Below are 21,217 nucleotides of genomic sequence, written 5' to 3' on the forward strand. Positions count from 1 at the left end.
CTCAGAGGACGTACTAGGAAAAACTTTTAGTACACTATCCTGGGAAACCTAACCTTGCTGAGTCAAAATATCGATGTCACAATCGCCAATAGAGCTAAAAGGCAGTAATTTTACGCTTTCGGTCGTTCATTTGTATGATGATCAGCCGGAAGTCATCCAAAGAGCTATGCAGGAAAAAATGGATCAAGCGCCTGAATTCCTGAAAAATGCTCCCGTTGTTATCAATATATCTGCTCTCTCTGTTGATGCAGATATCCTCGCACTCCACCGGGCCATAGAATCAGTTGGGTTGCGTGTTGTTGGCATCAGCGGCTGTCAAGATGAAGAACAACGGAAAATTGTCCTGAAATCAGAACTTCCTTTATTGAAAGAAGGTAAAAGTCAGAAAGTTCTTACTCAAGAAAATAAACCGATTGAACCTATTTTCAAAAAAACTCGTATAATTAATACACCTGTTCGTTCAGGACAAAGAATTTATGCGCCGAATAGCGATCTCATCGTAACGAATAATGTGAGCGCTGGCGCAGAATTAATCGCTGATGGAAATATTCATATATATGGTGTACTGCGTGGGCGCGTATTGGCAGGCGCATCTGGTGATCAAGAAAGCCAGATTTTCTGCACCCATTTAAACGCTGAACTCACCTCTATTGCCGGTCAATATTGGCTCAGCGAAAAAATCCCAGAAAATTTTGTTGGTAAAGCGGCAAAATTACGTCTGGTGAACAATGAATTAACTATTGAAACCTTAGTCTAGCCTTTATAACAAGGAATCGCTTCATGGCACGCATTATTGTTGTTACATCTGGTAAAGGTGGCGTTGGCAAAACCACTTCAAGCGCGGCCATTGCTACCGGTCTCGCCCAAAGAGGAAAAAAAACTGCCGTTGTCGATTTTGACATCGGTCTACGAAACCTCGATTTGATTATGGGCTGTGAACGCCGAGTGGTTTTTGACTTCGTGAACGTCATTCAAGGTGATGCCAGCTTAAACCAAGCGCTTATTAAAGATAAGCGTACAGAGAATCTCTATATTTTGCCCGCCTCTCAAACCCGCGATAAAGAAGCCCTCACCCGTGATGGCGTCGAGAAAATTCTGAACGAATTGGATCAACAAGGGTTTGAGTTCATTATCTGTGATTCACCAGCAGGTATTGAAAGCGGTGCATTAATGGCACTCTACTTTGCCGATGAAGCCATTATTACAACAAACCCGGAAGTTTCATCTGTTCGTGATTCCGATCGTATTTTAGGTATCCTGGCATCTAAATCACGCCGTGCAGAACAAGGGGATGAGCCTATCAAGGAACATCTTCTGCTGACACGTTATAACCCTGGGCGAGTGAACCGCGGTGATATGCTTAGCATGGAAGATGTGTTGGAAATTCTGTGTATTCCTTTACTTGGTGTGATCCCGGAAGATCAATCTGTTCTCCGTTCGTCTAACCAGGGAGAACCCGTTATTCTGGATAAAGAATCTGATGCGGGTAAGGCATACGAAGATACTGTTTTACGTTTACTTGGTGAAGAACGGCCTTTCCGTTTCATCGAAGAAGAGAAAAAGGGCTTTTTAAAACGCCTGTTTGGGGGGTAACGCATGGCTTTGTTAGATTTCTTCCTGTCGAGAAAAAAACCGACAGCCAATATTGCCAAGGAGCGGCTACAAATCATCGTGGCAGAGCGGCGCCGTGGTGACTCTGAGCCTGCCTATTTGCCTGAAATGAAACGGGATATTCTGGCTGTGATTTGTAAATATGTACAAATTGATCCAGACATGCTTTCTGTACAGTTTGAGCAAAAGAATGATGATATTTCCGTACTGGAACTTAATGTAACATTACCTGAGGTTGAGGAATCGCCAAAATAACCGCACCAAATGATGCTATTTAATTTAAGGCTGTGATTTCTCAATCATAACCACCCGCTATGCGGGTGGTTATGATTTGTGAATTACGCGCTGACATATCCATTGGACAACTGAACCCGAACGTCGTCTTTCAAGTTTCCGCTCTATTAGCTGCGCTGCATCTTAAATTGGCTTATATAATAAAATTAATATAAAAATCACATAGCGCAATAAATTTTTGTTATAGTTTTTTATCCATAAAATAACTATATTATACGGATATCTAAATCATTATTAATAACATTAAACGAATACCCAAATACACTGCCAGACCATTTGCCAAAAGACAGTTATGATGATCAGCAATCTGTATTGCGACTAAGTCACCAATCACTCAATTGATATCATTTGGTTGCTCTTGAACAGCGAACACAACAGTAAGTTCACTCCCCTATCTTTCCTGCCTGATAAACAGGCAGGGAATTAAAACGGTGTTTTTAAAAACGGTATGCCTTAAATGGAACTGTAGTCTCTATCACGCTGGTTTTTATCATACTGAATAATTTTCCAATATTTCGACGATGGACTCAGCCAACCATTTCCCACGCCAACCCTTAAGTAATTCAGGTTGATACTCTGGTGATTTCAATTTCCAATGCCAACAAAGCAGTTGATTAATTTGCCGACGGGAAGCCAATAATTCCGCACTAAAAGCATGAGATTCGCTCACCTGAGTAATCAATGACTTAATTTCCTTAAAAGCCTTACGATAACCCGGATAGTCAATTAAATTGATAATTTGAGCCGGACATTCTTCTGCTGGAATATCTTTGCATTCTGCAACCATAGCCAGTAACCGACGGCCATGACAACGGATTTCCTGCCCGCTCAATCCCAAGGCATCCAATTCCCCCAAAGAAGTCGGCATATAACGGGCGACTTGCCATAAATTTTCTTCACGGATCACAAAGTTAACCGCTAAATCACGTTCTCGAGCCTGATTTAACCGCCAAGCCGCCAGTTTTTTCAAACAGGCTAATTGTCTTGGGCGCAATTGCCAGGCATTGCCAATGTCCTTATAAGCACATTCCGGCATTAATACTTCTTTACGACGTTGGGCAATCAAAGCACTTTCATTTTTTGCTGCATCTAAATATCCCACCAGCTCTGTTTTCGCCATCAAGATATCGGCCAGAGGCAATAAATAGTACACATCTGCTGCGGCATACTCACATTGCTTGCCACTTAACGGACGAGCCAGCCAATCAGTACGAGATTCACTCTTATCCAATTCCACATTCAGATATTCAGCAACCAACGTTGCAAAACCGCATGATATCGGATGACCAATAAATGCAGCCAGTACCTGCGTATCAATCATAGGCTCTGGTAAGCATTGGAAACTATTGCCGAAAACTTCTAAATCTTCACTACCGGCATGGATAAATTTTAGAACGTCTGGATCAGTCAATAATTCCCTGAAGGGTTGCCATTGCGAAATTTCCAGGGGATCAATCAGAGAAAGCTGTTCACCATCAAACAATTGTATCAAACCTAATTGGGGATAATACGTCCGTGTACGTATAAATTCAGTATCTAATGCAATTCTTGCGTGTTTTTTTGCCCGTTCACAGATTGACTGCAATTGAGCATCAGTGGTAATCAACTGATAATTACAATTAAACAATAAAATATCCTTTAAATACATTATGTTACACAACCATAAATACTAAAAAAATATAACAATGTACACAGTTATGTACACACAATAAAAATCTCAAACATCCTTTATTCGGATAGCTGTTTCTATAGTATTAGACATGCTTTCCACTTGCCACAATTTTGAGAAATTCACATCACATGATATCAAGTAAACATTAAGGTGAGATATGTGAGGCGAAGGAGTACCTAACCGCAGTTAAACGGCGTTAAAAGTAAAAAAACCCCGAATTGTTGGATGTCCAACTTTCGGGGTTCATTTCAAAAAGCGGGTTATTTAATATGTTGTATATTACAACTGATGTATTCTGACGTTAGCAATTCTTGCTACACCGCCACCGTCATATAACCCTTCAGCATGATTTAAGGCGTTATTCTCCAGTACAGTTAAGAAATCACTCGCCGAAGCTAGTGTACTTACATCGATATCCAGTGAAATCTGTGTACTAACTAAAACTAAATTATTCTCATCAACACCATCATAACTAACAATGTACATACCCATAACATTTCTCCTTTATCTATGAGATCTATGAGGTCCTGTACAAACTACCTTGAGTATTTTCTTTTTGCCATTTGATTAATTAACAATCCGTTATAAGGTTTGTTTTCCGATGTCAATTTATCGCAGAATCATCCGCTTGTGCTAATTCTTCATTACGCAATTCTTTACGAAGGATTTTACCTACGTTGGATTTCGGCAACTCATCGCGGAATTCAACGAATTTCGGTACCTTATATCCCGTCAGGTAACGACGGCAGTGTGTCTTCAATTCATCCTCAGTTAAACCGGGATCTTTACGAACAACAAAGACTTTGACTGCTTCTCCTGAGTTTTTGCTCGGAACGCCCACTGCTGCCGACTCTAATACTTTAGGATGGGAAGAAACAACTTCTTCTACTTCGTTTGGATAGACATTAAAACCGGAAACCAGAATCATGTCTTTTTTACGATCAACAATGTGGAAAAAGCCTTTTTCATCTATGTTGGCAATATCGCCTGTTGCCAGCCAGCCATCTTTCAACACTTCATCCGTGGCATCAGGGCGTTCCCAGTAACCCTTCATGACTTGTGGCCCGCGTACCCACATTTCGCCGGCTTCTCCCGGAGAAACTTCATTACCATCACTCCCTACCAGCTTGATTTCTGTCGAAGCAACGGGATAGCCAATACTGCCACTGTAATGAGCCAAATCATGCGGATTGGCTGAAACCAGAGGAGCACACTCTGTTAATCCATAACCTTCCAGCAGGTGACAACCGGTCAGATTTTCCCACTTGTCGGCAACCACTTTCTGTACCGCCATACCACCACCAACAGATAAGCGTAATGAAGAAAAATTTATCTTCTGGAATTCAGAGTTATTCAACCAAGCATTGAATAGCGTGTTAACACCCGATAGTGCTGTGAAACGATAACGAGATAACTCCTTGACCGTTCCATTAACATCACGAGGGTTAGTAATCAACAGGTTCTGCCCGCCGAGTTCAATAAAAAACAAGCAGTTTATCGTCAAAGCAAAGATATGGTACAGAGGCAATGCAGTGACTACTAACTCTTGCCCGATTTTCAATAATGGAGAATAACATGCTTTGGCTTGTTCCAGATTTGCTAACATATTACGATGAGTCAGCATGGCACCTTTTGCCACTCCGGTAGTTCCGCCTGTATATTGCAGAAATGCCAAATCCTCACCTTTCACATCCGGTTTGACATATTGCATACGATAGCCTTTGTGCATAGCACTACGGAATGAAATAGCATCCGGTAAATGATATTTTGGCACGAGACGCTTAACGTACTTAACGACAAAATCGACAAGAGTTCCTTTCGGCCGGGAGAGTTGATCTCCCATGCGAGTCAAAATAACGTGTTTGACTTTAGTGTTGAAGACAATCTTTTCTAAGGTATGAGCAAAGTTAGAAACGATAACAATAGCAGATGTTCCACTGTCATTAAGCTGGTGTTCCAATTCACGCGGGGTATAAAGCGGGTTAACATTTACAACTATCATCCCTGCACGCAGAATGCCGAACAGTGCTACGGGATATTGCAGTAAATTCGGCATCATCAATGCCACGCGATCCCCTTTTTTCAACCCCAGTCCATTCTGTAAATAGGCAGCAAAAGCGCGGCTACGCTCTTCCAATTTACGGAAAGTCATTACTTCGCCCATATTGATAAATGCGACTTGATCGGCATAACGTGCCACAGCATTTTCAAACATTTCAATCAACGACGAATAACGGTCGGGATCGATCTCTGCCGGAACATTTGCCGGATAATGTTTTAGCCAGACTTTTTCCAAGTTGAATACTCCTGAAATCTAATTGCGGTGTAACCACTGACCATAAAACAAACCAGACCTGTATATTTAACAAATTATTAACTCAGCGTACCAGTTTGAAAAGAAACATTGTTCAGGTTGGCGATACACATCACTAATTTATTACAATTAATTACGGCAAAAAATAAAGCGGCTATTGCCGCCTGCATCATTTTTATTTATTTATCAATTAGTTAACTAAAAAACTAACACTTGGGTTTATAATCCATTGATTATACACTGACTCACTGGTTTTTGACTTAAAGCCACAGTATTATTCCAAATGGTTATAATCAGGATAACCCAATAAAAGATAATTATTAAGAATAGAATTTAATATAGGATCCAGCATATAAAATAACCTCACAAAATGCGAGGCTATTTATGTTATCGTGCTCTACTCGATTGGTGAACAAATTTACTCGGTTAGGATCTTTTCAACAGATACAGGTTGGGATGGTGAATACACTCCCCAAGCCGGGCCAAAAGGGCTACCGTAGTAGCCCCACGGATCAGCGATAACCGAAGAAGGGAAAATCATTCTCTGAGATTCATGCCAGCGTTTCATTCCCGTGACATTCATCACAAGATAATTATACGGGCTATTACCGACTTTTCCTTTCTCCAGACCCGTAATCAAACCCACTACAGTTACATAACGGTCTTTGAAATCACTCGGTTCTAAAAAAGCGTTCACGTAAGCATAAACCCGTCCCAGAGAAGCTTCCGCCAAACGTGGAGCTGCATTATCTGCTAATGGCATAGCAGAAATTTCCAACCGAGTTTGATCTTTTTCATTCAAGACACTGAGAACTTTTCCACCAAAACGCCCTTCATGCCCAATATATAATTCAGGGGCATTTTTAACGGAAAGTAAATTTTCTACCGGCGTTTTAGTCATTCCCTTGATAGCATCAGGAACTGATACACAACCCGCAAGCATCGCCATTCCCAGTACCATTCCCAGGAACAATATTGCTTGCAGGATGCTTCGACAACGTGTGCCATTGAGCATAAACTCCTCCGACCCTATAAAGCTTGAGCAAACTGACTATAACTTAGATAGTCATCAATAAGACCTTAACGACCCGGTAATTTCTTCCATGTTACTTCATTACGCAAGTAAACAGGCTCAGCATGTTCAACTGATGTCGCTTCTCCCGCTTCCCACATTTGAATTGCCAATGGCAACATATCTTCCGCATGAGGCAAAGTAATTTCACTGGCTACCAGTGTTAAGTGGCTGTCTAATAATTGAGGATAAGCTTCCCATCCCGTTCCCGCAATGGCCCATTCACCGGACAAGGAACTCATGATCGTTTGCGCTTGTTCAGGTTTTAAAACCGCTTCTGTTTCATTGCCTTGCCATTCACCTTGTGAATTGCGGCTGTATTGCCCCCAATAAATTTCCCCCATACGTGCATCAATGGCAACCAAAACGTTAGTTACCCCTTTGAGGCGAAACGCACCTTGTGCCATCGTTTTCAGAGAAGAAACACCCAGCATCGGCAATTCAGCGCCCAATGCCAGACCTTGAGCAATACCAACCCCAATCCGCACACCGGTAAAACTGCCCGGCCCACGGCCAAATGCCAGTGCATTCAATTGTTGCAGACTCAAGTTGCCCTTTGATAATACGTCTCGAACCATCGGTAAAATACGTTGAGTATGCTCTCGTGGGGAAATCTCAAATTGTGCCTCGACGACACCTTCATTCCAAAGTGCAACAGAACAGGCTTCAGTTGCAGTATCAATAGCTAAAATCCGCGTGGACATGCCTTAACTCCGGCAAGAATAGAATTCAAAAAAAGAGGGCTATCCTACCATAGCCCCGACAATTTTACTCTGGCTGTGATGGGCGTAATTTCAGAAACTCTACTGCTTTTGATAAATCACGGGTACGAGGTGCAGGTGGTAAACTGTTCAGAAACACCTCTCCATATGGGCGCATAACCAGCCGATTATCACAAATGACGACAACGCCATAATCATCAATATCACGAATCAAACGCCCGACACCTTGTTTCAGGCTAATGACTGCATCGGGAAGCTGTACTTCGTTAAAGGCATCCCCGCCCTTAAGCTGACAATCTTCAATACGAGCCTTAAGTAACGGATCATCAGGTGCTGTAAATGGTAATTTATCAATAATGACACAGGACAACGCATCTCCACGCACATCTACCCCTTCCCAAAAACTGCCGGTTGCTACCAGCAACGCATTACCTGCTGAGATAAATTGGGACAATAATTGCCCCTTGCTTGTTTCTCCCTGCACCAATACGGGTAATGTCATACTGGAACGAAACTCTTCCGCCAAACTGCGCATCATTTGATGAGAAGTACAGAGGAAAAAGCAGCGACCTTTGTTGCTTTCAATAAGTGGTTTCAACATACGTGCCAACCACTTTGCCCCTCCATTCTGATTAGGCGAAGGTAAATGACGCGGAACACACAACAGCATCTGACGCTGATAATCAAACGGACTGGGGAGAAGTAGTGTCTGAGCGGATTTCAAGCCCAAACGCTCGGTGAAATGCTCAAGCTGTTCATTGACCGACAGAGTCGCCGACGTAAAAATCCAACAACCTGATTGTTCACGAAGCATTTCACTGAATTTGTCTGAGACAGATAATGGCGTCAATGCCAGTAAAAAATGCCGCCCATAACTTTCGAACCAATAGCTGTAATTGGGAATGCTGACATCAATAAGGCGTTTCAGACGATTGCGATAAATTGTTGCCCGTTCAAAAGCTGCATCCAGCATCGTTGAACGCCCCAAAGAGAGTTTCATTACGTCATAACAAAGCTCCAGCGCATCATCCAATCGCACAAGTGCCCGCTGAACATGTTGCTGTTGTAAAACTTCACGAAGATTGCCCCGATAGCTGTTTTCTCCCAATGACAGGCGAAAATCTTGCGCACTTTGACTGAGGCGATCTGCACTTTTTTGCAACTGAGCCTGATCCCGCACTTCAGTGCGGTAAGCCATGATGATATCTCTCGCCAGATCCATCAATTGACGGCTACTTAGCTGCTGACCAAAATATTGACTCGCGATATCAGGAAGTTGATGTGCCTCATCAAAGATCACCACATCAGCCTGCGGAATTAATTCACCAAATCCGGTATCCTTAACCACCATATCCGCCATAAACAGATGATGATTAACAATCACCACATCGGCTTCCATTGCTTTACGACGGGCTTTAAGGACGAAACATTCCTGATAGCTTGGGCAATCGCTGCCAAGACAGTTATCATTCGTACTTGTAACCAACGGCCAGACAGTGCTATCTTCCGCCACTTGATGGCAAGTGCTGATATCACCATTATCCGTATGACTTGACCAATGTCTCAGTTTGATCACTTCCGCCAATATTTCAGCTTCCGACTGCGAATTGCCGATTGATTGTTGACCGAGGCGTTCAAGGCATAAGTAATTCGAGCGCCCTTTTAATAACGCCAAATTACCCGTAAAACCCAACGCATTGACAATGGTAGGAAGATCCCGATTGTAGAGCTGATCCTGCAACGCTTTAGATCCTGTGGAAATAATCACTTTTTTACCGGAACGCAAAGCAGGTACCAAATAAGCAAATGTTTTACCGGTTCCCGTCCCTGCTTCCACGACCAATTGTTGTTGCTTTTCGATCGCAATCGCAATAGCCGAAGACATTTCTCGCTGGGCATCACGCGGTTTAAAACCCGGAATAGCTTTGGCAAGCATGCCATTTTTCGCAAAATCGTCTGACACAAACTGTCTCTTTCAATAAAATGTGGCAGAATTATGCCAATACTGAGTTGCAATAACCACCCAATTCGGCAAAAAACTGTATAAATTAACAGGAGATTTAATGACTATTAAACGCATTGATCCAGATACTCGTTGGTCAGAAGCGGTCGTTCATAATGACACTATCTATTATACCAGCGTACCAGAAAAGCTGGATGGCGATATTACAGAACAAACCGCCGATACATTGGCAGCCATTGATACCCTGTTACATCGCCTTGGATCAGATAAGAGTAAGATTTTGGATGCGACAATTTTTCTGGCGGACAAAGCTGATTTTGCGGGTATGAATGCGGCTTGGGATGCGTGGGTCGTTGCCGGAAGTGCACCTGTCCGTTGTACCGTTCAGGCTGAGTTGATGAATCCAAAATATAAAGTAGAAATCAAAATTATCGCTGCTTTATAACCAGAACCCATCAAAACTCATATGGCATTGAGAGCCATGCCAGTCACTCAATGCCATTTTGTCGATGAGGCTTAAGCCATTTTGATCATAATCATGCCGGCTAGCAGCAGCACAATGCCACCCCATCCCTTAAAATTCAGCCGCTGATTGAACATAATCCAACCCGCTGCCACTGTCGCGATAATACCGAATGCTCCCCATAAAGCATAAGCGATAGAAAGTTCAATGCCTTTAACTGCCTGAGCCAATGAACTAAAAGCCCCCAAAACCGCAACTAAAGATAAAATACCTATCCAAAAGCGTTGAAAACCGTTAGATAATTTCAGCAAAATATTCGCGATGATTTCCAAAAAAACAGCCAAGACCAGGAACGCAGCATGCCACCATTCAAATTGGGTCAACATGTTATGCCTCCTTCATCTGCTTGCTTGAAGTATTGTTTAAGGAACCATTTGACGAATTACCAGGGCCTTTTTTTGATCCCATTTTGATCAAGGCAATTCCGGCCATCAGCAATGCCAATCCCCCAATCTTCATCAATGACAAAGATTCATTGAACCACAGTACACTAAAAGTAGTAATAAACAGGATACCAATACCTTCCCATAAGGCATAAGCCACGCCTAATGCTACTTTTTTCACGGCAATGGCCAACAAAATGTAGGAAGTTGTGATCATGGTGTACATCACGATCATGCCTGTAAAATCACCCGAAACGCTGGCTTGTTTCATTGACAGAGTCCCAATTACTTCTGCCACAATCGCCAGTACAAGAAACATCCAATAAATCATTATTCTTCTCCTGAACATACTGATAAAAGCATGCCAAGATATTTAAGCTATAAATGCCAACAAGAGCAGCCGCGAATGCAATTACGCGATATCAAAAATCAAACTGACGTTTTAGCCAAATATTTTGGCAAATAAGAATTGCCGGTGAAAAACCGGTTAACAGGAGAAAGGCCCTAAAGAGCGCCGCACCAGTAGTGCTCACTGGATAAGATAGCTGAGAGGAAAAAAACGTGGGTACAACGTTGAATTTTGTTACTGTGTTGAATGTTGACGCTTTTGGCGCTATTCATGATATTTTATTCTTTCATCACACGATGTTCACTGTGTGATATACTACGAACCCTCATATTAGTGATATAATTGATTAGTCTCTATTTTTAGCATATTCAAACAATAAACACAACTGACAAGCCCATTTTTAAGTGACTCAATTAACTTTACAAGCGAAAGCGATCTGGCCGCAGAACACGGCCAGATAATAATAGAGAACTCGTTATTCAAACTCGTTCCATGAACGCCCATCGCGGGTAATCATGGCGATAGAGGCTACAGGCCCCCAAGTACCTGCCTGATAAGGCTTCGGTGGCTCATTGTCTGCCGCCCATGCTTCCATAATGGAATCTACCCATTTCCATGCTTCTTCTACTTCATCACGACGGACAAACAATGCCTGAATACCGCGCATAGCTTCCAACAGTAATCTTTCATAAGCATCGGCAAGGTGTGTCTGATTGAATGTTTCAGAGAAACTCAAATCCAGTTTGGTCGTTTGTAAACGATGCTTATGTTCTAAACCCGGTGCTTTATTCAGCACTTCGATATCAATACCTTCATCTGGCTGCAAGCGAATAGTCAATTTATTCTGCGGCAATTGCTGGTAGGATTCAGCAAACAGATTAAGAGAAGGTTCTTTGAAATAGACAACAACTTCTGAGCATTTAGCTGGCAAACGCTTCCCCGTTCTCAGGTAAAAAGGCACTCCAGACCAACGCCAATCATCGATATCAACACGAACTGATACAAAAGTTTCCGTTTTACTGGCTTTATTTGCACTCTCTTCTTCCAGGTAACCGGGCACTTTTTTACCATGCACAAAACCTGCGGTATATTGCCCGCGAACCGTTTTTTCTCGTACGTTGGTTTGGTCGATCCGACGCAATGAACGCAAAACTTTCACTTTCTCATCACGAATGCGATCGGCTGACAGGTCTGCTGGCGGAGACATGGCAATCATCGTCAGAATTTGCAGGAGATGATTCTGGATCATGTCACGCATCTGTCCGGCCTGATCAAAATACCCCCAACGCCCTTCGATTCCGACTTCTTCCGCAACGGTGATTTGCACATGATCAATCGTGCGGTGATCCCAGTTATTGACAAAGAGTGAGTTGGCAAAACGCAACGCCAGCAGGTTCAATACGGTTTCTTTACCCAAATAGTGGTCAATGCGGTAGATTTGACTTTCATTGAAGTATTTTGCAACTTCATCATTGATGGCTCTGGAAGAAGCAAGATCCGTTCCCAACGGCTTTTCCATCACAACGCGATTGGGTTCTTTATTCAATCCCGCAGCCCCTAATCCATGACACACTGAGCCAAACGTACTTGGCGGCATGGCAAAATAGTGAATAGCCGGTAAGTTATTCTTACTAAGTATTTTTGCCAATTCGGTGAAATGTTTCGTTTCATTAACGTCCAAATTACAGAATTCCAGACGTGAACTCAGCTTCTTCCACAATTCAGGCTCCAATTTCTCGGACATAAATGTAGTCAACGCTTCTTCAACGACTTTGGTATAGGCTTTTTTATCCCAATCAGCACGACCAACACCGATAATTCGGGTATCTGGATGGATATAACCCGCCTTTTCTAACTGATAAAGGGAAGGCATTAATTTCCGGCGTGCTAAGTCTCCTTTCGCCCCAAAAATTACCAAATCACAAGCCTGAGCTGTAGACGTCACCGCCATGTTGCATCTCCTCAATTACGGGATATTGTAATTTTTTTACATAACCTGCGGGTAATGTACTCTTTTGGTTATAAGCAGTAAACACCGATTATTCATGTATGCTCTCCCACTTTCAGGTTGCTGCTTAGTTGGATGCAATATAGAATTTGTTGGAAAAAAACTGCTCAAATAACCTTCACACCCCGTTTTCTGTATACTGTTTTTACATCCATGCTGGTTTTATATTGATATTGAAAATGGATCAGCGTTTATACCTGATAGTAACAGAATAGCGACAAGCAACTGAAAATTTACAACGTTTAAGAAGTAATCTTACCAAGTTGAAAGTTAGACACTTGTCATATTTTCATGAAAAATCTCAAGTTATCCGGTTGTTGCCACTGCCAGCTTTCAATAACAAGTAGTATATTTTCATAAAAATGACATAGATTTCTCCTGTTAATGAAATCGTTAAAACCGAGGTTGAACCGCGTTTTATGAACACACTGGAACGGCTCCAAAATAGTCTTGATGTTTTGAGTAAGTCAGAGAAAAAGGTTGCGCAGGTCATCCTTGCTTCACCACAGACTGCCATCCATTCAAGTATCGCCACTCTGGCTAAAATGGCGAATGTGAGTGAACCTACGGTTAATCGTTTCTGTCGTCGCATGGATACCAAAGGTTTCCCCGATTTTAAATTGCATCTGGCACAAAGCCTCGCTAATGGTACGCCTTATGTGAATCGCAATGTAGAAGAAAGTGACAGCGTCACCTCTTATACCAATAAAATTTTTGAATCGGTGATGGCAAATCTGGAAACAGTCAAAAATAATCTGGATATTGCGGCCATTAACCGTGCGGTTGATCTACTGACACAGGCCAGAAAACTCTCTTTTTTTGGTTTAGGGGCATCAGCCGCGGTAGCCCATGATGCCATGAATAAATTTTTTCGCTTCAATATCCCGGTTACCTATTTTGACGATATTGTGATGCAAAGAATGAGTTGCATTAACAGTACCGAAGGAGACGTTGTCGTCCTGATTTCCCATACAGGACGAACAAAAAGCCTCGTCGAAATTGCCAAACTGGCTCGTGAAAATGATGCAACGGTCATCGCCATTACCTCGACAGGTTCTCCCTTAGCACATGAAGCAACACTCTCCATTCTGTTGGATGTTCCCGAAGATACGGATATTTATATGCCAATGGTCTCAAGAATTGCTCAACTTACCATCATTGATGTGCTGGCAACCGGTTTTACACTGCGCCGGGGCTCAAAATTCAGGGATAATTTGAAGAGGGTCAAGGAAGCATTGCGTAATTCGCGGTTTGATAAGCATGAATAAACCAGAAAATAGACTGTGTTTTTGTTCACTATTTATCAACTCCCCAGACTGATAGCATATGTAGACTTTTCCTCGTCTGCATATTCGCAGTACGAGGGTAATCGTCAGTAAATAAAAATGGTTATTCTACTTAGTAACCGAAAATTCATACTTCACAGGTCAACGGAGTAATACATGTCCAGACGGCTCAGAAGAACAAAGATCGTCACTACACTTGGCCCGGCTACAGATCGTGACAACAATCTAGAAAAAGTTATCAACGCGGGAGCCAATGTCGTCCGCCTTAATTTTTCTCATGGCACTGCGGAAGATCACATCCAACGTGCTAATAAAGTGCGCGAAATTGCTGCCCGTTTGGGCTGTCATGTCGCCATTCTCGGTGATCTTCAAGGGCCCAAAATTCGCGTATCCACTTTTAAAGAAGGGAAAATCTTCCTCAATATTGGAGATAAATTCCTGCTGGATGCCAATCTGGGTAAGGGAGAAGGAAATAAAGAAAAAGTCGGTATAGATTATAAAGGTCTACCGTCTGATGTCCTGGCCGGTGATATCCTGCTATTGGATGATGGGCGGGTTCAATTGAGAGTCCTGAATGTTGAGGGCATGAAAGTATTCACAGAAGTGACAGTAGGAGGCCCGCTTTCCAACAATAAAGGCATCAATAAATTGGGCGGGGGCTTATCAGCCGAAGCACTGACAGCAAAAGATAAAGAAGATATCATTACTGCCGCCAAAATTGGTGTTGATTACCTTGCTGTTTCTTTCCCTCGCTCAGGTGAAGATCTGAATTATGCCCGCCGCCTTGCACGTGATGCGGGTTGTGATACCCAAATCGTCGCTAAAGTTGAGCGTGCGGAAGCGGTCAGCAGTGATGAAATTATTGATGAAATCATTCTGGCGGCTGATGTTGTCATGGTTGCCCGCGGTGATCTCGGTGTTGAAATCGGAGATCCTGAGCTGGTCGGTGTGCAGAAGAAGCTGATTCGCCGTGCTCGTCAACTGAATCGTGTTGTAATTACTGCAACGCAAATGATGGAATCCATGATCACCAACCCAATGCCGACTCGTGCTGAGGTCATGGATGTTGCCAATGCGGTATTGGATGGCACCGATGCGGTTATGCTCTCTGCTGAAACGGCAGCAGGTCAATATCCGGCGGAAACCGTTGCAGCGATGGCGCAAGTCTGTTTGGGCGCTGAAAAGATGCCAAGCATCAACGTTTCCAAACATCGCTTAGATATTACATTCGACAGCATTGAAGAAGCTATTTCAATGTCTACAATGTATGCCGCCAACCATCTTAAAGGTGTCAAAGCAATCATTGCCATGACGGAATCAGGGCGCACAGCTCGCATGATGTCTCGCATTAGCTCTGGCTTACCTATTTTCTCCATGTCACGCCATGAATCGACCTTAAACCGCACTGCCCTTTATCGTGGTGTAACTCCCGTTTATTGCAGTTCGCACACTGATGGGATCGCTGCGGTAAGCGAAGCGATTGCCCGCCTGCGTGATAAAAACTATCTCTCCTCCGGAGACTTAGTGCTGGTGACTCAGGGCGATCAGATGAGAACCATTGGCAGCACCAATACCTGCCGTATACTTGAAGTAGAGTAGTAGATTATTAATCAAATAATAAGGGGCAGTGTAATGCCCCTTATTATAATTTTGACTATCTCTTAATGCCCTCACAACTTTTCCATTTTGCGAAATTCACGACATAGCGGCTATTCACATTGTTGCGGCGGTTTCCATTGATGTAAGAGATAGTTATATCAACGCTATCTGGGTTATGCGTAAAGCCAAACTAAAACCTGCGGACTTCTGAAAATATTATTCTCAAGTAAAGCGAAGGTTAATTATTCAGCAATTAAAGATCCTTCCTTTTATAAGGTTCTATATCCCCTTCTTTCCGCGTCTTAAGCAATTTTAAGATCCAGGTATATTGTTCAGGATTTGGCTTAACCAGCTCCTCTAATTCCTCATTCATACGGCGGGCAATATAAGCATCATCCTTTCCCGCAATATCGTCCATTGGTGGACGGATATAAATATCCAATTGATGAGTCTGACAGTTATAAACCGGAAATAGCGGGACAACAGCCGCACGGCAAACTTTCATTAATCGCCCGACCGCAGGCAGTGTTGCTTTGTAAGTAGCAAAGAAATCGACAAATTCACTGTGTTCTTCACCATGATCCTGATCGGGCAAATAATATCCCCAAAATCCTTCACGTATTGATGCAATAAAGGGTTTAATTCCTGCGTCGCGGGAATGTAACTGGCCACCAAAGTGTTGGCGAGCCTTATTCCACAAATAATCAGCTACAGGATTGGATTGATGGTGAAACATGCCTGATACTTTTTGACCACGTGCTGCCAATAGCATGGCGGGAATATCAATGGCCCAACCATGTGGAACCATAACAATGACATTCTTACCCTGCTCTTTTAAGGTTTGTATAATCTCTTCACCATGCCATTGAGTGCGCTCAAGTGTCGATTTTTCCCCTCTCAGGCAAAGCTCCGCCAGCATAACAAAGGATTGGGGTGCGGTAGCAAACATGCGATCAATCAGGTCTTCGCGTTGCTGTTCTGTTAATTCAGGAAAACAGTAAATTAAATTGATTTTCGCCCTGCGGCGGGCACTTTTCGCTTTTCTGCCCGCCCAAACACCAATTCTGGCCAACAAGGGATCACGCCATTTCACAGGAACATAAGCCAATCCTGCCAATACTCCTACGCCAGCCCAAATCCCCCAGTAACGGGGATGCAAATAAGATCGATGAAACTTCGGGATATATCCCAACTTACTATCTGTATTTTTCTCTTTATTCATGGGCTAACTCTGATGATTCCAATACTCGCTTTCAAAACGCAAGTTTCCAACAAAAAATATAAAAGCGGATGATATCAATCATCCGCTTTTATGTCTGTTAATTATCGAAAAACCTATACATTCAATCTAGTAACAATTGAGGCTTAACGTCTTTAACCATTGCTATATATTCGGCACGTTCTTTACCACTTAAGCCACCGGAACGTGGTAGTTTTGCAGTGAGTGGATTAACCGGCTGTTGGTTATCCCAGAATTCAAAATGTAAATGCGGGCCAGTCGAACGGCCTGTATTTCCTGATAATGCAATACGTTCGCCTCGTTTTATCTTCTGGCCTGGTTTTACCAATAATTTTCTCAGGTGCATGTATCGGGTTGTATATTGGCGACCATGCCTGATGGCGATGAAATTACCAGCAGCCCCATCAAACTTAGAGACGATCACTTCTCCATCACCGACTGCCAAAACGGGGGTTCCTACTGGCATGGCAAAATCAACCCCTTTGTGTGCAGTGATCCGCCCGGTTACCGGATTTAAACGATGAGGGTTAAAAGGAGATGAAACCCTGAATTGTTTAGTCGTCGGAAAACGCAGGAAGCCACGTTCTAAACCAGACGCATTACTATCATAAAAACGCCCGTCATTGGCACGGAAGGCGTAATAATCATTCCCGCCACTTTGTAAACGAACTCCTAATAATTGGCCCTGTTCACTTTTTCCATCGAGCATTTCACGGGACATCAACACAGAAAAACGATCACCTTTACGCAATTTACGGAAATCTATTTGCCATTGCAGCGCTTTTGTGACTTCTCTGGCTTCACTACTCGTCAGCCCGGCAGTCAGCGCACTGCCATTAAAGCTGCCATCGATTGTTCCTGTGATAACACTGTTTTTCCATTCCCCTTTTTGAAATTCCTGCGTTTCTTTAAAGGTATCCCCTTCGCGGGTATAAGTGCGGGTTTCACGGCGTGATACATCCCACGTCAGTGTTTTTAAATTGCCATTTTCATCAATCGACCATGACAACGACTGACCAATACCTAAATTACGTAATGCCCCATATTGGTTCGCCAATAAAGCCACATCCGAGGAATCAATACCAAACTGAGTTAAAATAGAACTTAAGGTATCACCTTGGGAAACAACATATTGATGGGGAACATTTGCTGCTGTATCCGAACTCCCTTCTTCATCGCCAATTCCTTCATCGGGGAACTGCTCATTAACATCTCCTGCTACATCATCTGTCGCATCAGGGAGAGTACTGGGAGTACTGATAATAATGTTACCTGCACGTTCTTCTTCCCGTTCATGGTAAATAACCGGCCTCCACACTGCGACAGCCAAAGTGACCAGCGTCAAAGAACCAAGCATGATCTTATGTGGTTTGGGCAGGTTGTTGTATACCAAAACAATAGTTTTAGCTATTTGCTGCACTAATAAAATTCCTTATTGTACTAATTCAGGCAGCTCGCGTATTGTTCCGACAACTGAGTTATAAATTTCATATAGCTGTCGCTATCCAATACGATGCCACTTCCCAAAGGGTCAAGCACCCCGATACGTACACCAGTACCTTTTGCTACGGCATGAATGACGGCCGGCCTGAATTGAGGTTCAGCAAAAATACACTTCGCTTTCTGCTCAACCAATTGTGTTCGTATATAGTGTAATTTTTGTGCTCCCGGCTGTATTTCAGGATTAACCGTGAAAACGCCTATTGGAGCTAATTGGTAATGTTTTTCAAAATAGCCATACGCATCATGAAAAACAAAATACCCTTGTTTTCTTACAGGATTTAAAATATTAGCAATATTCTTATCAGTTTGTATGAGCTGTCCATTGAATTTACGTAGGTTTACTTGTAATTGCTGCTTTTGTTGAGGGTACTGTTCAACAAGCCGATCATATATTGCCTGAGCTGCTTTCTCCGCAATCTTTGGAGAAAGCCAAATATGCATATTATATTCACCGTGATGATGGTGTTCGTGATCAGTTTCATGTTTAGGCTGATTCGATTCAACTGAGTGATTATCATCTTCACTATTTTTCAACAACAATGGCTTGATTGTAGATAAATCAGCCAGTGCGAGTTGTTTGTTCTGATCAATTCTGGCTATCGGCTTCGCCAAAAATGTTTCCATATCCGGGCCAATCCAGACAACCAAATCAGCTTGGTTGATTTTTCTAACATCCAAAGGCCGTAAAGCATAATCATGTGGAGAAGCGCCGTCAGGCAAAAGCACCTGAGTATTTGTTACACCATCAGCAATAGACGCAGCGATAAAACCCAATGGACGAATGGAAGTGACAACATCTGCCTGCGCAGAGCAATTCACTCCAGCCACTAATGCAGTAGCTAACGCAATTTTACGAAAATATTTATGCGCGTATTTCTGTGATTTGTGTAACATAATATGAATATCCCATGCAGTAAATTGAGTAATGTTATATTATTACATCACAATAATTCTGCAAGACTTTTAACATGCCAACTATGATCACTCTGAATATGATCACCCTAAAAAATATTACGGTTGAATTTGGTCACCGCAAAGTGCTGAATAATATTTCCTTCAATCTCAAACAAGGAAAAATTCTGACGCTCATTGGCCCAAACGGCGCGGGAAAATCGACTCTGGTTCGCGTTGTCCTTGGTTTAGTTCAACCCTCTTCAGGCACTATAGAACAGAGTCCGGCGTTAAAAATTGGTTATGTTCCACAGAAGCTTAGCCTTGACCCGACATTACCTCTGACTGTTAAGCGCTTCATGATGCTAAGGCCCAACGTGAAATCAGCAGATATCATGCCAGTATTAAATCGGGTCAACGCTGCCCATTTATTGGAGCAACCCATGCAAAAGTTGTCAGGTGGAGAAACTCAGCGAGTATTACTTGCCAGAGCCTTACTCAATCACCCCCAACTTTTGGTTCTTGATGAACCGACACAGGGCGTTGATGTCAACGGTCAATTGGCACTTTACGATTTAATCAATCAAATCAGAACAGAACTGAACTGCGCTGTACTTATGGTATCCCATGATCTGCACTTGGTAATGGCGAAAACAGACGAAGTTTTATGCCTTAATCAACATATTTGCTGCTCTGGCACACCGGAAGTTGTATCAATGCATCCAGAATTTATCGCAATGTTTGGTCGCCACGGTGCGGAACAACTGGCGGTTTACCGCCATCACCATAATCATCATCATGATTTAAAAGGAAAAGCGATTTTTAAAAACGGTGGAGAATCACGTCGATGATTGAATTATTACTTCCTGGCTGGCTGGCCGGAATGTTATTGGCAATTGCCGCAGGCCCTCTCGGCTCTTTTGTTGTTTGGCGCAGAATGTCCTATTTTGGTGACACACTGGCCCACGCATCATTGCTCGGTGTTGCATTTGGTTTCTTACTGAATGTCAATCCATTTTATGCCGTTATTGCGGTTACACTCATATTAGCCATTATTTTAGTTTGGTTGGAAAAACGGCCTCAATTGGCAGTTGATACATTACTGGGTATTCTGGCTCACAGTTCGCTCTCACTAGGTTTAGTCGTCGTCAGCTTTATGACCAGTGTACGAGTCGATATGATGGCGTACTTATTTGGCGATCTTCTGTCTGTGACTTATGAAGATCTCTGGTTGATTGCGGCTGGTGTCGGGATTGTTGCCGGATTGCTGGCATGGCAATGGCGCGCCCTGCTTTCAATGACAGTCAGCCAGGATCTGGCCTTTGTTGACGGCATTAAAATTCAACGTCTGCGTGTTCTGTTGATGTTAGTAACAGCATTAACCATCGGGTTAGCGATGAAATTTGTTGGTGCATTAATTATCACTTCTCTGCTGATTATTCCTGCCGCGACTGCCCGTCGCTTCTCCCGCACACCAGAGCAAATGGCTGTTTTTGCGATAATTGTCGGTATGCTTTCTGTCACAGGAGGATTAACTTTGTCGGCATTTTATAACACCCCCGCAGGGCCTTCGGTTGTGCTTTGTGCCGCGATGTTATTTGCGCTGAGTTTAACGTCTAAGGCGAGAAGTTAATATACCAACTGAAAGCATTGTTTTAATCCATCCTTAAACTCTGCTTTCAGTTCAGGCAATATTTCAATAATTCCTTCAATGTATAAGCACTTTTGTCGGCTTACATATTGATGCTAAGTTCCGGCTCTTAGTGATTAACCTGAACGGGTATATT

20 protein-coding genes are annotated in these 21,217 nt (G+C 42.8%); 8 read left to right on the forward strand and 12 right to left on the reverse strand.

Annotation, left to right across the window (positions count from 1 at the left end; all coding sequences use genetic code 11):
• Nucleotides 1-73 precede the first annotated feature (73 nt).
• The 3 genes from minC to minE are packed head-to-tail and all read left to right on the forward strand — an operon-like array spanning nucleotide 74 to nucleotide 1,866.
• Nucleotides 74-757 carry a septum site-determining protein MinC gene (gene minC / locus Xenpb_RS09070; RefSeq protein ID WP_187654020.1) on the forward strand — a complete coding sequence of 228 codons (684 nt, stop codon included), beginning with the start codon at nucleotides 74-76 and terminating at the stop codon, nucleotides 755-757.
• Between the two features lie 23 nt (nucleotides 758-780).
• On the forward strand, nucleotides 781-1,593 hold the full coding sequence (gene minD / locus Xenpb_RS09075; protein ID WP_099113671.1) for a septum site-determining protein MinD: 813 nt from the start codon (nucleotides 781-783) through the stop codon (nucleotides 1,591-1,593).
• 3 nt (nucleotides 1,594-1,596) lie between these two features.
• Nucleotides 1,597-1,866, forward strand: coding sequence for a cell division topological specificity factor MinE (minE, locus tag Xenpb_RS09080; protein WP_045970705.1), 270 nt, complete (start codon nucleotides 1,597-1,599; stop codon nucleotides 1,864-1,866).
• A 529-nt stretch (nucleotides 1,867-2,395) separates the two neighbouring features.
• On the opposite strand, the gene rnd is transcribed toward minE, so the two are convergent.
• The 6 genes from rnd to Xenpb_RS09110 all read right to left on the reverse strand — a co-directional run bounded on the left by rnd (nucleotide 2,396) and on the right by Xenpb_RS09110 (nucleotide 9,648).
• The gene (gene rnd, locus Xenpb_RS09085) at nucleotides 2,396-3,553 is read right to left on the reverse strand and encodes a ribonuclease D (RefSeq protein ID WP_187654021.1); all 1,158 of its coding nucleotides are present in this window, start codon (nucleotides 3,551-3,553) and stop codon (nucleotides 2,396-2,398) included.
• 303 nt (nucleotides 3,554-3,856) lie between these two features.
• Nucleotides 3,857-4,069 (reverse strand): hypothetical protein, encoded by a 213-nt coding sequence (locus Xenpb_RS09090; protein WP_187654022.1) that lies wholly within the window; start codon nucleotides 4,067-4,069, stop codon nucleotides 3,857-3,859.
• Nucleotides 4,070-4,181: 112 nt separating this feature from the next.
• Complete coding sequence (fadD, locus tag Xenpb_RS09095; RefSeq protein ID WP_187654023.1) at nucleotides 4,182-5,873, reverse strand: long-chain-fatty-acid--CoA ligase FadD; 1,692 nt, start codon at nucleotides 5,871-5,873, stop codon at nucleotides 4,182-4,184.
• Nucleotides 5,874-6,309: 436 nt separating this feature from the next.
• Nucleotides 6,310-6,906: a Slp family lipoprotein gene (locus Xenpb_RS09100; protein ID WP_187654024.1), complete on the reverse strand. Its 597-nt coding sequence runs from the start codon at nucleotides 6,904-6,906 to the stop codon at nucleotides 6,310-6,312.
• A gap of 65 nt (nucleotides 6,907-6,971) precedes the next feature.
• On the reverse strand, nucleotides 6,972-7,667 hold the full coding sequence (tsaB, locus tag Xenpb_RS09105; protein WP_187654025.1) for a tRNA (adenosine(37)-N6)-threonylcarbamoyltransferase complex dimerization subunit type 1 TsaB: 696 nt from the start codon (nucleotides 7,665-7,667) through the stop codon (nucleotides 6,972-6,974).
• Between the two features lie 64 nt (nucleotides 7,668-7,731).
• Nucleotides 7,732-9,648, reverse strand: a complete 1,917-nt coding sequence (locus Xenpb_RS09110) for an ATP-dependent DNA helicase (RefSeq protein WP_187654026.1) — start codon at nucleotides 9,646-9,648, stop codon at nucleotides 7,732-7,734.
• Between the two features lie 100 nt (nucleotides 9,649-9,748).
• On the opposite strand from Xenpb_RS09110, the gene Xenpb_RS09115 reads away from it, so the two are divergent.
• Nucleotides 9,749-10,093 carry a RidA family protein gene (locus Xenpb_RS09115; RefSeq protein ID WP_047964128.1) on the forward strand — a complete coding sequence of 115 codons (345 nt, stop codon included), beginning with the start codon at nucleotides 9,749-9,751 and terminating at the stop codon, nucleotides 10,091-10,093.
• Nucleotides 10,094-10,164: 71 nt separating this feature from the next.
• Here Xenpb_RS09115 and mdtI read toward each other — a convergent pair whose 3' ends face one another.
• The 3 genes from mdtI to zwf form a co-directional block, all read right to left on the reverse strand.
• The gene (gene mdtI / locus Xenpb_RS09120; protein WP_304952542.1) at nucleotides 10,165-10,497 is read right to left on the reverse strand and encodes a multidrug/spermidine efflux SMR transporter subunit MdtI; all 333 of its coding nucleotides are present in this window, start codon (nucleotides 10,495-10,497) and stop codon (nucleotides 10,165-10,167) included.
• A gap of 1 nt (nucleotide 10,498) precedes the next feature.
• Nucleotides 10,499-10,885: a multidrug/spermidine efflux SMR transporter subunit MdtJ gene (gene mdtJ, locus Xenpb_RS09125; protein ID WP_187654027.1), complete on the reverse strand. Its 387-nt coding sequence runs from the start codon at nucleotides 10,883-10,885 to the stop codon at nucleotides 10,499-10,501.
• Between the two features lie 493 nt (nucleotides 10,886-11,378).
• Entirely contained in the window at nucleotides 11,379-12,854 is a 1,476-nt protein-coding gene (gene zwf / locus Xenpb_RS09130) for a glucose-6-phosphate dehydrogenase (protein ID WP_187654028.1), read from the reverse strand.
• A 476-nt stretch (nucleotides 12,855-13,330) separates the two neighbouring features.
• On the opposite strand from zwf, the gene Xenpb_RS09135 reads away from it, so the two are divergent.
• A complete protein-coding gene (locus tag Xenpb_RS09135) occupies nucleotides 13,331-14,179 on the forward strand; it encodes a MurR/RpiR family transcriptional regulator (protein WP_187654029.1) in 849 nt (282 codons plus the stop codon).
• 174 nt (nucleotides 14,180-14,353) lie between these two features.
• Nucleotides 14,354-15,796: a pyruvate kinase gene (pyk, locus tag Xenpb_RS09140; protein ID WP_187654030.1), complete on the forward strand. Its 1,443-nt coding sequence runs from the start codon at nucleotides 14,354-14,356 to the stop codon at nucleotides 15,794-15,796.
• Nucleotides 15,797-16,049: 253 nt separating this feature from the next.
• Here pyk and lpxM read toward each other — a convergent pair whose 3' ends face one another.
• The 3 genes from lpxM to znuA all read right to left on the reverse strand — a co-directional run bounded on the left by lpxM (nucleotide 16,050) and on the right by znuA (nucleotide 19,433).
• Complete coding sequence (gene lpxM / locus Xenpb_RS09145; protein ID WP_187654031.1) at nucleotides 16,050-17,018, reverse strand: lauroyl-Kdo(2)-lipid IV(A) myristoyltransferase; 969 nt, start codon at nucleotides 17,016-17,018, stop codon at nucleotides 16,050-16,052.
• 121 nt (nucleotides 17,019-17,139) lie between these two features.
• Nucleotides 17,140-18,456: a murein DD-endopeptidase MepM gene (gene mepM, locus Xenpb_RS09150; RefSeq protein ID WP_187654032.1), complete on the reverse strand. Its 1,317-nt coding sequence runs from the start codon at nucleotides 18,454-18,456 to the stop codon at nucleotides 17,140-17,142.
• 20 nt (nucleotides 18,457-18,476) lie between these two features.
• Complete coding sequence (gene znuA / locus Xenpb_RS09155) at nucleotides 18,477-19,433, reverse strand: zinc ABC transporter substrate-binding protein ZnuA (RefSeq protein WP_187654033.1); 957 nt, start codon at nucleotides 19,431-19,433, stop codon at nucleotides 18,477-18,479.
• A gap of 83 nt (nucleotides 19,434-19,516) precedes the next feature.
• On the opposite strand from znuA, the gene znuC reads away from it, so the two are divergent.
• Together znuC and znuB are read left to right on the forward strand one after the other, a co-directional pair.
• Nucleotides 19,517-20,281, forward strand: coding sequence for a zinc ABC transporter ATP-binding protein ZnuC (gene znuC, locus Xenpb_RS09160; protein WP_187654132.1), 765 nt, complete (start codon nucleotides 19,517-19,519; stop codon nucleotides 20,279-20,281).
• The gene (znuB, locus tag Xenpb_RS09165; RefSeq protein ID WP_187654034.1) at nucleotides 20,278-21,063 is read left to right on the forward strand and encodes a zinc ABC transporter permease subunit ZnuB; all 786 of its coding nucleotides are present in this window, start codon (nucleotides 20,278-20,280) and stop codon (nucleotides 21,061-21,063) included. Before znuC ends, znuB begins: the two co-directional genes overlap by 4 nt.
• Nucleotides 21,064-21,217: the final 154 nt, after the last annotated feature.

It is taken from the genome of Xenorhabdus sp. PB62.4 (assembly GCF_014467285.1).
Classification (GTDB): Bacteria; Pseudomonadota; Gammaproteobacteria; order Enterobacterales; family Enterobacteriaceae; genus Xenorhabdus.

Excerpts from the sequence above, each read along its gene's own strand:
- znuB (WP_187654034.1), top strand. The coding sequence starts at position 20,278 with ATGATTGAATTATTACTTCCTGGCTGGCTGGCCGGAATGTTATTGGCA.
- Xenpb_RS09135 (WP_187654029.1), top strand. The coding sequence starts at position 13,331 with ATGAACACACTGGAACGGCTCCAAAATAGTCTTGATGTTTTGAGTAAG.
- lpxM (WP_187654031.1), bottom strand. The coding sequence starts at position 17,018 with ATGAATAAAGAGAAAAATACAGATAGTAAGTTGGGATATATCCCGAAG.
- pyk (WP_187654030.1), top strand. The coding sequence starts at position 14,354 with ATGTCCAGACGGCTCAGAAGAACAAAGATCGTCACTACACTTGGCCCG.
- znuA (WP_187654033.1), bottom strand. The coding sequence starts at position 19,433 with ATGTTACACAAATCACAGAAATACGCGCATAAATATTTTCGTAAAATT.
- Xenpb_RS09090 (WP_187654022.1), bottom strand. The coding sequence starts at position 4,069 with ATGGGTATGTACATTGTTAGTTATGATGGTGTTGATGAGAATAATTTA.
- rnd (WP_187654021.1), bottom strand. The coding sequence starts at position 3,553 with ATGTATTTAAAGGATATTTTATTGTTTAATTGTAATTATCAGTTGATT.
- mdtI (WP_304952542.1), bottom strand. The coding sequence starts at position 10,497 with ATGTTGACCCAATTTGAATGGTGGCATGCTGCGTTCCTGGTCTTGGCT.
- zwf (WP_187654028.1), bottom strand. The coding sequence starts at position 12,854 with ATGGCGGTGACGTCTACAGCTCAGGCTTGTGATTTGGTAATTTTTGGG.
- mdtJ (WP_187654027.1), bottom strand. The coding sequence starts at position 10,885 with ATGATTTATTGGATGTTTCTTGTACTGGCGATTGTGGCAGAAGTAATT.
- znuC (WP_187654132.1), top strand. The coding sequence starts at position 19,517 with ATGATCACTCTGAATATGATCACCCTAAAAAATATTACGGTTGAATTT.
- tsaB (WP_187654025.1), bottom strand. The coding sequence starts at position 7,667 with ATGTCCACGCGGATTTTAGCTATTGATACTGCAACTGAAGCCTGTTCT.
- Xenpb_RS09100 (WP_187654024.1), bottom strand. The coding sequence starts at position 6,906 with ATGCTCAATGGCACACGTTGTCGAAGCATCCTGCAAGCAATATTGTTC.
- minC (WP_187654020.1), top strand. The coding sequence starts at position 74 with ATGTCACAATCGCCAATAGAGCTAAAAGGCAGTAATTTTACGCTTTCG.
- minD (WP_099113671.1), top strand. The coding sequence starts at position 781 with ATGGCACGCATTATTGTTGTTACATCTGGTAAAGGTGGCGTTGGCAAA.
- minE (WP_045970705.1), top strand. The coding sequence starts at position 1,597 with ATGGCTTTGTTAGATTTCTTCCTGTCGAGAAAAAAACCGACAGCCAAT.
- Xenpb_RS09115 (WP_047964128.1), top strand. The coding sequence starts at position 9,749 with ATGACTATTAAACGCATTGATCCAGATACTCGTTGGTCAGAAGCGGTC.